The following is a 10,937-nucleotide window of genomic DNA, read 5'->3' as shown; positions in this document are numbered from 1 at the left end:
GGCCCGCAGGAGCGGCTCTTGCCGTCCCCCGCCAATCCACCCCGCCCCACCCACAATCAGCCGTGCAGCTGGCGCTCTGGCTCTGGCTCTGGCTTCAAGCCCGCGCGCAGCGCAAGACACTCACGCGACCGCCAGCATCTCCGGCATCAGTCGAAAATCCGGCCCGCCGCTTTCCACCCGCCGCGGCAACGCCCGGATCGTGGCCAGCATCTCCTGGGCGCACGTGCGGATGTACCCGTGCTGCTCCGGGGAGGAATGACTGATCAGGCTGCCGACATGGAATTCGAAGACATCTTCCAGCACGTCCGGCTGGTCTTCGTGCAACATCTGCAGCAACCCGCGCAGTTTGCAGATTTCCGATTCCAGCGCTTCAGCCGAGAACAACATGGGGACTCCTTGCATGCGGCTCGCCCGAGCCAGAGGGGGCAGCAGCACGGGCCGCCCGCCGGGGCGCGATGCAGGATCACGGAACAGTGCGGGGACTACGCGGTGCGTGCGTACCCCGCTGTTGTGCCATGAACGGGGTGAGCCGACCGTCAACTCCGGTCATGGCGGCGTTCACGCCACAGACAATGCAGCCTGCGCTGCAGGCTCGCGCGGCGCGCCCAGCGCATCGATGAATGCAGGATCCAGCGGCAGTTTTCCCAGCCAGCCGCGCTGGGTGCCACTGAGCACCCGCAGCATGTGGCCGCGGCCGCCGGGCAGGCGCCCCATCGGCCCCAGCAGCACGTCCCGGGCCTTCGACCAGGCGTCGCGGTCGGACTGGAACAACGGCGTCAGCCAGCGGCTCCAGTGGTGGTATACGGCCACGTGGGCGCGTCGCTGCGCCTGGTAGGCCTGCAGGGCGGCCTCGCCCTTGCCGTGAACGCGCAGCGCGTCACGCAGGGCCAGCGCGTCCAGCAGCGCCATGTTCACCCCCTGCCCCAGCTGCGGGCTCATCGAATGCGCGGCATCGCCAGCCAGCACCAGCCGGCCGTTGTGCCAGCGCCGCATCACCGCATCGCGGTAGGAGGCACGCGCCAGCTGCCCGGCCTGCTGCAGGTGGGCGAAGCGCGGGCCGGCCTCCGGCCACAGCGCATGCAGTTCATCCAGCCACGGCTGCAGGCCATCGGCCTCCCATCGCGCGAAGTCTTCGCGTGGCAGGCTCCAGAAGAAGCTCAGCCGCGGCGTGGCATCCCCGGGGCGCGTGCCCACCGGCAGCAGCCCGATCATCTTGCGCGCCGCAACATAGCGCTGGCGCAGTTCGCTCACGTGGGGCCAATCTTCCGCCGGCAACAGGCACCACAGCGCGCCCCACGGGTAGACCCGGTCCAGCGACGTCCCCCCGACCTGCGCGCGCAGGGCCGAAGCCGAGCCGTCGGCGGCGATCACCAGGTCGTACGGACCGTGCTGTCGCCCTTCGCCGTCGCGCAGCAGCCCACGCTCGTGGTCGACCGCTGTGACGGTGACGCCTGCATGCAGCTGCCCGAGGCCCTCACGCGCCTGGTCCAGCAGCTGGAACAGCGCGCCACGCTGCATGCCCAATCCGTGCAGGCGCGCATCCAGGCCGTCGTAGCCCATGTCCATCACGGCGCGCCCGCAGGGCGTGTCGCCATGCAGGCGGTGCACCGGTGCGGCGTGCGCGCGCACCGCATCCAGCAGGCCCATCTGCCACAGCACCTGCAGGCCGCTGGGCTGCAGCAGGAAGCCGGCGCCGACTGGCCCGGGGCGGGGGGCGCGCTCGAAGATGTCGACGTGGTGTTCGTCGCGGGACAACAGAATGGCCAATGCCTGGCCAGCGGTGCCGTAGCCGATGACGGCGATGCGCATGCGGGGATCCATCCTGCGATTGTGCCTGATCCGCGCGGCAGGCAAAAAAAAACCCCGCCGAGGCGGGGTTCTCCAACACGCGACTGGATGGATCAGGCGGGCTGGATGTTGGATGCCTGGTCGCCCTTCGGGCCCTGGGTCTTTTCGAAGGTGACTTTCTGGCCTTCCTGCAGGGACTTGAAGCCGTTGCCCTGGATGGCGGAGAAGTGCGCGAACAGATCAGCGCCGCCGTCGTCCGGAGTAATAAAGCCAAATCCCTTGGCGTCGTTGAACCACTTCACGGTACCTGTTGCCATGTTGATGCGAGACCTTTGCAATGAATGGGTGGTGTGCGCAAAAACCCTGCGCACGGGGCGAGTATGCAAACCTTGCCCGAGGATGACAATCACCCCCGTGCCAATTCCCCGATCAGCTCGGGCAATCCGTTGGACGCGGCCTGCACGTTGGACAGCACTTCGGCCATCGTGATTTCCTCCCCATCGCCACACCCGGCGGCCCAGTTGGCCACGATCGCAAGGCAGGCGTAGTCGAGTCCGAGCTCGCGTGCCAAGGCCGCTTCAGGCATCCCGGTCATGCCGACCAGATCGCAGCCGTCACGGCGCAGACGCGCGATTTCCGCAATGGTTTCAAGGCGGGGGCCCTGCGTTGCAGCATAACAACCGCCGTCGTGCACCGTGACGCCGGTCACCTTTGCAGCGGCAAGAATTTTGCTTCGCAGCATCGGCGTATATGGGTGACCGAAGTCCACGTGCAGGACCTCGCTGCCCGCCTCTTCACACACGGTGGAGATCCGGCCCCAGGTGTAATCGATGATCTGGTCCGGGCAGGCCAGCACGCGCGGCCCGAAGGCATCGCCGATGCCGCCGACCGTATTCAGCGCCAGCACGCGCGGCGCGCCGATCTGCTGCAGTGCGGCAAGATTGGCGCGGTAGTTGATCTTGTGCGGCGGCAGCGAATGGCCCTCGCCGTGGCGGGCCAGGAAAGCGACCCGGTGGCCCAGCAGGCTTCCAACGCGGATCGGACCGGAGGGCGTACCGAAGCGGGTTTCGACCTGGTGGGTCTGCACGTCATCCAGCGTGGCGAGGTTGTAGACACCGGTGCCGCCGATGACCGCCAGGGCGATGGGCTGCATCAGCCTTCCTTCATCGCGTAGATCGCCGGCACGCAGCGCAGGGTCTCGTTGACGTCCATCCCGAAGCCGAATACATAGCGGTCCGGCAGCTCCACACCGGAATAATCGGCCTGCACGTCAGGCAGCGCGCGGTCGTGCTTCTTCACCGTCAGCGCAGCGATGCGCACGTCGGTGGCACCCTGCTCCAGGCACCAGGTGCGCACGCCCTGCAGGGTGTAGCCCTCGTCCAGGATGTCGTCCACCAGCAGCACGCGGCGGCCGAACAGCGCGGTGGCCGGCTTGTGCTTCCACACCAGGTCACCACCGGTGGTTTCACCGCGGTAACGCGTGGCGTGCAGGTAATCGAACTGCACGTCCTGGCCGCGCGCGCCCAGTTCCAGGGCCAGTTGGCCGGCGAACGGCAGCGCGCCATGCATGATCGACAGGAACAGCGGCACTTCGCCCTTGTAATCGCTGGCGATGGCATCGGCGATGCGGCCGATGGCCTGGTCGATGGTGGGGCGGTCGACCAGCAGGTCAGCCTGTTCCAGGGCCTGGGAAATGGTGAGGTTGGGCATCAGACGGTTCTTCCAGAGGATTCAAGAAAACGGGTTCGGGTGTCGCCATGCCGGGCATCGGCCAGCAGGCCGTCCCAGCCAAGCGCGCCGCGGCCGATCAGGCCGAGCAGCGCGGCGGTGTTCGAGGTTCGATGCTGCATGGCCTGCAGGGCATCGTCCACCAGCTCGGGATGGCAGACCAGCACCACATCGCAGCCTGCATCCAGGTGGGCGTCGACGCGGGCCTTCACCCCGCCCGCGCTGAACGAGGCGGCCATGCCGATGTCATCGGAAAACACCACGCCACGGAAGCCGAGCTGCCCACGCAGGATGTCCTGGACCCAACGCCGCGAGTAGCCCGCCGGTTCCGGGGCCACCTGGGGGTAGATGACGTGGGCCATCATCACCGCGTCGGCGCCGGCGGCAATGCCGGCCACGAAGGGCACCAGGTCCCGCGCCTGCAGTTCATCCAGCCCGCGTGGATCGATCGCGGTGTCGACATGGGTGTCTTCCAGCACGCTGCCATGGCCGGGGAAATGCTTGAGCGTGGCGGCCATGCCGGCGCTGTGCATGCCGCGCACGTAGGCGGCGGTGAAGGCGGCCACCACCTGCGGATCGTCGCTGAACGCGCGGTCACCAATGGCGCGGTTGCCGTGCCCCAGGTCCACCACCGGCGCGAAGCTCAGGTCCACGCCACTGGCGCGCACCTCGCTGGCCATCAGCCAGGCGTGTTGTTCGGCGGCGGCCAGCGCGGCCTGTGGATCGCGTGCGTAGCCCAGACCGAGCTGCTGCAGCGGCGGCAGATCGGTGAAGCCTTCGCGAAAGCGCTGCACGCGCCCGCCTTCCTGGTCCACGCAGATCAACTGCGGACGCGGTGCGGCCTCCCGGATCGCGGCGGACAGCGCGGCGATCTGCTGGCGGGAGGCGAAGTTGCGCTTGAACAGCATCACGCCGGCCACGGCATCGTGCTGCAGCCACTCACGCTCCTGGGCGGTCAGTTCGGTACCGGCAACGCCGATCAGCAGCATGTTCAGGTCTCCACGGCAGGCGCCACGATGGCGCAGCGCCGCATTGTCGCAGAAGCGTGGCCCAGCGTCAGACCTTGCAGCCGTCCGGGCCACACCCGTCTTCAGCGTCCAGCGCGCCGGAAGCGGCGGCTTGGCCGTGTTCGGCGGCGATCTGCCGCAGCGCCTGGGCTATCGCTTCCGGCGATTGCGCACCCTGGATTGCCCAACGGCCGTCGATGACGAAGGTCGGCACCGAGGTGATGCCGATGGCATGGGCGTGCTGCAGGCCTTGCTGCACCTCGTCCAGCCCGAGGTCCGAGCCGAGCATCGCCTGGATGTCGTCAGCGGCCAGTCCCCCCTCTACTCCAGCCTGGACCAGCACCTGCGGATCGGCCAGGTTGCGCCCGTGTTCGAAATGCGCGCGGAACAGCGCCTCGCCCACCGCATCCTGCAGCCCATGCTGCCCGGCCAGCCATAGCACGCGGTGCGCCTGCAGCGTGGTCACGCGGACCTGGCCACGGCTGAAATCCATCGGCAGGCCTTCGGCCTGGGCAGTCGCCTGGGTCTGGCCCAGCAATTGGTTGGTGCGCTCGGCACCGCCGAACTTGCGCGCGTAGGCCTCGCGCAGCGGCACCGGCGTGGTGTCGGCATCCGGATCCAGCTGGAACGGCTGCCAGCGCACCTGCAGCGCAGGCACCTCATCGCCGAGCAGCGCCAGACCCTGCGCGAAACGGTGCTTGCCGATCCAGCACCACGGACACACCACGTCGGAATAGATATCGATCTTCATCCCCCCGACATGGGGACGGCCGCGCCCCGAAAAAGGGGGCGGACGGGATCACGCGGTTTCGGCCAAGCCGTGACGCGCCGGCAACGACTTACGCCCCGCCGTCGCCTTTCTCTTCGGGAGACCAGCGGGTGTAAGGGTGGGAAGCCAGCGCTACGTTGTAGTAGCGGGCCTGGTCGGTGACTTCGCGGCCGGCCCACGCAGGCAGGCTGAGCGCCTGCCCAGGGTCATCCAGTTCCACTTCGGCCACCACCAGCCCGGCATTGTCGCCGAGGAACTCGTCCACTTCCCACAGCAGGCCGTCGTGCTGCACCAGGTGGCGGCGCTTGTCGATCAGCCCACCCACGCACAGCGCCAGCAGCTCACGCGCGTCCTGCACCGGAATCGGATACTCGAATTCCTGGCGGCTGCGGCCCAGCGTGCGCGACTTCAGGTTCAGCGCCGCGCCGTCACCTTCGATGCGCACCCGCACCGAGGCGTTCTGATCGCCCCGGTCCAGCGCGCCCATGTCGTTGATATAGCCCTGCGCCATCGGGATGACCGCATGCGCCGCCGCCCGCCAGCCATCACCGGTGACGAGGAATTTCCGTTCGATTTCAATGCCCATGGGGTGATTATGCGGGAACGGCGTGACGACCACCGGTCGTCACCCACCACAGCCAACGGTCGTCAGCCACCACGATCAGGCTTTTTCGAACACCGCGATGCTTTCCACGTGCGCGGTATGCGGGAACATGTCCATCGCCCCGGCACTGACCAGGGTGAAGCCACGCTCCTTGACCAGGTAGCCGGCATCGCGCGCCAGAGAACCCGGATGGCAGCTGACGTAGACGATGCGCTTGAACTGCTCCAGCGGCAGCTGCTGCAGCACTTCGATGGCACCCGAGCGCGGTGGATCCAGCAGCAGCTTGTCGAAGCCTTCCAGCATCCACGAGGCCTGGCTCTGGTCCTGGGTCAGGTCGGCGGCATGGAAGCTGGCATTGGCCAGCCCATTGCGCTGCGCGTTCTCCTTCGCCCGGGCCACCAGCCCGGCATCGCCTTCCACGCCGACCACTTCGCGCACGCCGCGGGCCAGCGGCAGGGTGAAGTTGCCCAGCCCGCAGAACAGGTCCAGCACGCGCTCGTCCGGGCCGGCATCCAGCAGCGCCAGCGCATGCTCGATCATCTTCACGTTGAGGTTCGCATTGACCTGGATGAAGTCCAGCGGGCGGAACGCCAGCTCCACGTCCCACGGTGCCAGCCGGAACGACAGCGGGACCTCCTGCGGCCACAGCGGGTGGACCGAATCCACGCCGTCGGGCTGCAGGAAGATGGCGAAGCCGTGTTCCTGCCCGAACGCGATCCAGGCCGCGCGATCGGACTCGCTGAGCGGCTGCATGTGGCGGATGGTGAGCGCGATCGCGTCGTCGCCGGCGATGAATTCGATCTGCGGGATGTCGCGACGGCCATCCAGCGATTCGACGAACGCGGACAGCACCGACACCTTGGTGCCGATCTCCGGGATCACCGTCAGGCACTGCGACAGGTCCGCCACGAAGCGCGGATCCAGCTCGCGGAAGCCGACCAGGGTCTTGTCCTTCTTCTCGACCCGACGCACAGAGAAGCGTCCCTTGCGGCGATAGCCCCAGCTGTCGCCCACCAGCGGCGGCAGCACCTGCTGCGGCTGCACGTGACCGATGCGCTGCAGGTTGTCCATCAGCACCCGCTGCTTGGCCACGATCTGCTCGCTTTCTTCCAGGTGCTGCAGCACGCAGCCGGCACAGACGCCGAAATGCGGACACTTCGGCTGCACGCGCAGCGGCGAGGCTTCCACCACTTCGACGGTGCGCGCCTGGTCGAAATGCTTGCTGCGCGCGGTCTGTTCGGCCATCACCACTTCACCCGGCAGCGCGCCGGTGATGAAGGTGACCTTGCCACCTTCGCCATCACGGCGGGCAACGCCGCGGCCGTCGTGGCTCAGGTCGAGGATGTCGGTTCTGAAGAGGGTGCGGTCGATGCGGGAACGTTGACGGGCCACGTGGCGAAGGGCTGCGTGTGAAAAAGGGCGCGTATTGTCTCAGATGAGGGCGAAAGTCGCCTCTCCACCCTTGCAAGGCGGCGCGCGGTGGTTAATATGCAGCGTAGCTGACATGGAGGCAGCCTTATGCAGACGAATACGCCGCGCCCCGCGCGCCCCCGTTTCCTGCTGGTCGAGGACGACATCATCACGTGTGGTTTCCTCAAGGCCGCGCTGGAAACCTTGCCAGCGGACGTGGATACCGCCGACTCGCTCAACGCCGCGCTGGCCCGGGCCCATGTGCGGCACTACGACCTGTGGCTGATCGATGCGAACCTGCCCGATGGCCATGGCAGCGAGCTGCTGCAGCAGTTGCGCCGGCAGCACCCGGACACCCCGGCACTGGCACATACCGCCGATCGCGACGCGTCCGCACACGGGCGCCTGCGGGATGCGGGATTCGGCGACATCCTGGTCAAGCCGCTGGGCCGCGATGCCCTGCTCAAGGGCGTGCGTCGCAGCCTGGGCCAAGGGGCCCTCTACCGCGTGGACAGCGCGCCGATCCAGGCCATGGTGCTGAACGAAGCACAGGACTGGGACGAGATCACTGCGCTGGCCGCCCTGAACGGGCAACGCAACCACCTGGTGGCGCTGCGCGAGCTGTTCCTGGCCGAGTTGCCAAGTGTGCGGGATGCCGTGGACCAGGCCGTGGACCGCCATGACGAGCCGGCCCTGCGCAACCAGCTGCACCGGCTGCAGGCCAGCTGTGGTTTCGTCGGTGCTGCCCGGCTGAGCCGCGCAGTGCGCACCCTGCACCAGATGCCCGCCTCGCACATGGCCCAGGCCAGCTTCCGCGATGCGGTAGCCGCGCTGCTGCACTAACTGAAGGGGTAACTGAAGGGGTCAGAGTCAGGGGTCAGAGTCCTGACTCTGACCCCTGACTCTGACCCCTCAGCGGCGGCGTGCCAGGTCGTCCAGCAGTTCCCAGGATTTCAGCCCGCGCGATCCCAGGTGGTAGGCCAACACCACCCGCATCGGCAGGCGCAGGCTGGCCAGGTCGTCGGCGCCGGGTTCTTCATCGCGCGCCAGCGCCAGCAGCGCGGCCCCGGTTGCCGTCCCCCTCCGCCCTTCCCCATCGCGTTCGCTGAGCAACCGCCGGGGCCCCTCCTGCGGATCCAGCAGATACCGCGCGGCCGGGTCCACCGCGCTGTCATCGCTGGCGAAGGCCAGGTTGAAACCCACCCCCAGCGCTTCCAGCAGGTCGCGTTCGAAACGGCGCAGGCTCCAGGCCAGCGAAAGCTCCAGGCTGAGCCGCGCGCGCACCTCGCCGTAGGCCCGGTACAGGTCCGGCAGCGGGTCGTGCCGCGGCGCCAGCCGCATCACCAGTTCATTGAGGTAGAAGCCGGCCAGCATGTCATTGCCGGTCAGGCGCGGTGCGGCGTCCAGCGCCTCGGCACCACGCAGCTGCGCCAGGTCGCCACGCTGCACCGCGTCGAAGCGGATCCACTGCAGCGGCTGCAGCGCCGCGCGCAGCACCTGTCCTTTCGCACTGGAGACGCCGCGGGCGAGCAGGCCCAGCCGCCCGTGCGAGGCGCTGAGCACCTCCACCAGCAGGCTGGTCTCGCGGTAAGCCCGCGCGTGCAGGACAAAGCCCGGTTCGGACGCGATCTCCATCAGGGCCGGCCCCGCAGGCGCTGCTTATTCGTAACCGAAGGCCTTCAGCGCGGCCTCGTCGTCGGACCAGCCCTCGCGCACGCGCACCCAGGTTTCCAGGAACACCTTGGCACCGAACAGACGCTCCATCTGCATCCGCGACTTGGCCCCGATGTCCTTCAGGCGGGTACCGCCCTTGCCGATCACGATGGCCTTCTGCCCTTCGCGCTCGACCCAGATCACCGCACCGATGCGCAGCAGGTTGCCGTCTTCGGTGAAGCGCTCGATTTCCACCGTGGTGGCGTACGGCAGTTCTTCGCCGAGCTGGCGCATCAGCTGCTCGCGCACCAGTTCGCCGGCCAGGAAACGCTGGCTGCGGTCGGTGATTTCGTCTTCGCCGAACATCGGCGGGGATTCCGGCACCAGGGCCAGCACGTCACGCACCAGCGCTTCCAGGCCATTGCGCTTCTGCGCGGAAATGGGATGTACCGAAGCGAACTCGCGGCCTTCGGTGATCTGCTGCAGGAACGGCAGCAACGCGGCCTTTTCCTTCATGCGGTCCACTTTGTTGACCACCAGCACCACCGGGATGCCGGAATCACGCAGCACGTTGAACGCCAGGCTGTCTTCTTCGTCCCAGCGACCGGCTTCGATGACCAGCAGGCCGGCGTCGACGCCCTCCAGCGATCCACGCGCGGCACGGTTCATCACCCGGTTCATCGCCCGCTTCTGCACTTTATGCAGGCCGGGCGTGTCCACCAGCACCAGCTGGCCTTCCGGATAGGTGGCAATGCCCAACAGCCGGTGGCGCGTGGTCTGCGGCCGGTTGGAGACAATGCTGACCTTGGCCCCTACCAGTGCATTGGTCAGGGTCGATTTGCCCACGTTGGGGCGGCCGATGACAGCAACGCTGCCGCAACGATGGGGGGTCTGTTCGGTCACTTTGAATCCACCAGTAGGTCAAGCGCGGCCGCAGCCGCCTGTTGTTCGGCCAGCCGCCGCGAGGAGCCTTCGCCCTCGGTACATACGGCCGGTTCTGTCAGGTTGCAGCGTACCCGGAAGGTCTTGGCATGGTCGTCACCGGATTCTGACACCAGTTCGTACGCCGGCAGCGCCTTCTGTCGGCCCTGCAGCCATTCCTGCAACCGGGTCTTGGGGTCTTTTTCCGGCCGTCCGGTCGCCGGCAGGGCGTCCATGGCCGCATCGAACCAGGGCAGTACCACCGCGCGGCAGGCATCGAAGCCGGCGTCCAGGTAGATCGCTGCCACCACCGCCTCGAAGGCGTCGGCGAGGATCGAATCGCGCCGGTGGCCGCCGGTTTTCATTTCGCCGGCGCCCAGTACCAGCCGTTCGCCCAGCTTGAGTTCACGGGCGCGCTCGGCCAGCGCGCCTTCGCGCACCAGTTCGGCGCGGCCGCGGGTCAGCGCGCCCTCGTCGGCTTTCGGCCAGCGCGCATACAGCGCCTGCGCCACCAGCATGTTGACGATGCTGTCGCCGAGGAACTCCAGGCGCTCGTTGTTCGGTACGCCGGCAGACCGGTGCCGCAGGGCCTGCGTGAGCAGGTCCGCATTGGCGAAGGGGTGGCCGATCAGGTCACCACGTTGGAAGGTTTTATTCGACACCGCTACGGCTGAGGTCCTGGGTTGAGTCGAACTTGCCGACCACGTCGATGTTGCCGATCAACGGACGCCGCACTTCGTAGTTCACGCGCATGGTCCAGCCATTGTCCTTGCGGTCGAACTTCACGTTGGCAGGCTTCACGTTCTCGGAGTAGTTGATGTACAGGCGCTTGAACAGCAGCTTCTGGATGTTGGCTGGCTGCATGCTGCCGATGCCGGGCTCATTGGCCAGGCTCTTCATGGCCGAACGGACGGCATAGTTTTCCTGGTACATCGGGAACAGCTTCATCCCGACATAGAGGAAGAAGCCGACCACGATCAGGACCACCAGGAAGGAGGTCAGGGTAATGCCGCGTTGCGCCTTCATGCTGTTCATTGCGTTTCTCCCCAGATACGCG

Annotated in this window: 14 protein-coding genes; 1 reads left to right on the top strand and 13 read right to left on the bottom strand. The window is 67.4% G+C overall.

What is annotated here, in order from left to right; all coding sequences use genetic code 11:
- Positions 1-120: 120 nt before the first annotated feature.
- The 9 genes from H9654_RS12395 to rlmD form a co-directional block, all read right to left on the bottom strand.
- Positions 121-387: a hypothetical protein gene (locus tag H9654_RS12395; protein WP_101099611.1), complete on the bottom strand. Its 267-nt coding sequence runs from the start codon at positions 385-387 to the stop codon at positions 121-123.
- A gap of 171 nt (positions 388-558) precedes the next feature.
- Entirely contained in the window at positions 559-1,821 is a 1,263-nt protein-coding gene (locus H9654_RS12390; RefSeq protein ID WP_191771074.1) for an FAD-dependent oxidoreductase, read from the bottom strand.
- Positions 1,822-1,901: 80 nt separating this feature from the next.
- Positions 1,902-2,105, bottom strand: a complete 204-nt coding sequence (locus H9654_RS12385; RefSeq protein WP_042614976.1) for a cold-shock protein — start codon at positions 2,103-2,105, stop codon at positions 1,902-1,904.
- An 89-nt stretch (positions 2,106-2,194) separates the two neighbouring features.
- Entirely contained in the window at positions 2,195-2,941 is a 747-nt protein-coding gene (locus H9654_RS12380) for an S-methyl-5'-thioinosine phosphorylase (protein WP_191771073.1), read from the bottom strand.
- A complete protein-coding gene (locus H9654_RS12375) occupies positions 2,941-3,498 on the bottom strand; it encodes a hypoxanthine-guanine phosphoribosyltransferase (RefSeq protein ID WP_101099608.1) in 558 nt (185 codons plus the stop codon). Before H9654_RS12375 ends, H9654_RS12380 begins: the two co-directional genes overlap by 1 nt.
- Positions 3,498-4,505, bottom strand: a complete 1,008-nt coding sequence (nagZ, locus tag H9654_RS12370) for a beta-N-acetylhexosaminidase (protein WP_191771072.1) — start codon at positions 4,503-4,505, stop codon at positions 3,498-3,500. The genes H9654_RS12375 and nagZ overlap by 1 nt, the downstream gene beginning before the upstream one ends.
- A gap of 67 nt (positions 4,506-4,572) precedes the next feature.
- Positions 4,573-5,274, bottom strand: a complete 702-nt coding sequence (locus H9654_RS12365; protein ID WP_191771071.1) for a DsbA family oxidoreductase — start codon at positions 5,272-5,274, stop codon at positions 4,573-4,575.
- An 88-nt stretch (positions 5,275-5,362) separates the two neighbouring features.
- Positions 5,363-5,878: a CYTH domain-containing protein gene (locus H9654_RS12360; RefSeq protein WP_191771070.1), complete on the bottom strand. Its 516-nt coding sequence runs from the start codon at positions 5,876-5,878 to the stop codon at positions 5,363-5,365.
- A 75-nt stretch (positions 5,879-5,953) separates the two neighbouring features.
- Positions 5,954-7,288, bottom strand: a complete 1,335-nt coding sequence (gene rlmD, locus H9654_RS12355; RefSeq protein ID WP_191771069.1) for a 23S rRNA (uracil(1939)-C(5))-methyltransferase RlmD — start codon at positions 7,286-7,288, stop codon at positions 5,954-5,956.
- 126 nt (positions 7,289-7,414) lie between these two features.
- On the opposite strand from rlmD, the gene H9654_RS12350 reads away from it, so the two are divergent.
- Entirely contained in the window at positions 7,415-8,149 is a 735-nt protein-coding gene (locus tag H9654_RS12350) for an Hpt domain-containing response regulator (RefSeq protein WP_191771068.1), read from the top strand.
- A 69-nt stretch (positions 8,150-8,218) separates the two neighbouring features.
- On the opposite strand, the gene recO is transcribed toward H9654_RS12350, so the two are convergent.
- Genes recO through H9654_RS12330 form a run of 4 tightly spaced genes read right to left on the bottom strand, consistent with a single transcriptional unit; the run spans position 8,219 to position 10,915 of the window.
- Complete coding sequence (recO, locus tag H9654_RS12345; protein ID WP_191771067.1) at positions 8,219-8,941, bottom strand: DNA repair protein RecO; 723 nt, start codon at positions 8,939-8,941, stop codon at positions 8,219-8,221.
- 24 nt (positions 8,942-8,965) lie between these two features.
- Entirely contained in the window at positions 8,966-9,862 is an 897-nt protein-coding gene (gene era / locus H9654_RS12340) for a GTPase Era (protein ID WP_191771066.1), read from the bottom strand.
- Positions 9,859-10,542 carry a ribonuclease III gene (gene rnc / locus H9654_RS12335; protein ID WP_101099601.1) on the bottom strand — a complete coding sequence of 228 codons (684 nt, stop codon included), beginning with the start codon at positions 10,540-10,542 and terminating at the stop codon, positions 9,859-9,861. Before rnc ends, era begins: the two co-directional genes overlap by 4 nt.
- Positions 10,532-10,915, bottom strand: a complete 384-nt coding sequence (locus H9654_RS12330; protein WP_042615281.1) for a DUF4845 domain-containing protein — start codon at positions 10,913-10,915, stop codon at positions 10,532-10,534. The genes rnc and H9654_RS12330 overlap by 11 nt, the downstream gene beginning before the upstream one ends.
- Positions 10,916-10,937: the final 22 nt, after the last annotated feature.

Source organism: Stenotrophomonas lacuserhaii (genome assembly GCF_014836545.1).
Classification (GTDB): Bacteria; Pseudomonadota; Gammaproteobacteria; order Xanthomonadales; family Xanthomonadaceae; genus Stenotrophomonas; species Stenotrophomonas lacuserhaii.
The sequence above is the reverse complement of the archived record's forward strand: the minus strand, read 5'-3'. Positions and strand labels throughout refer to the sequence as shown.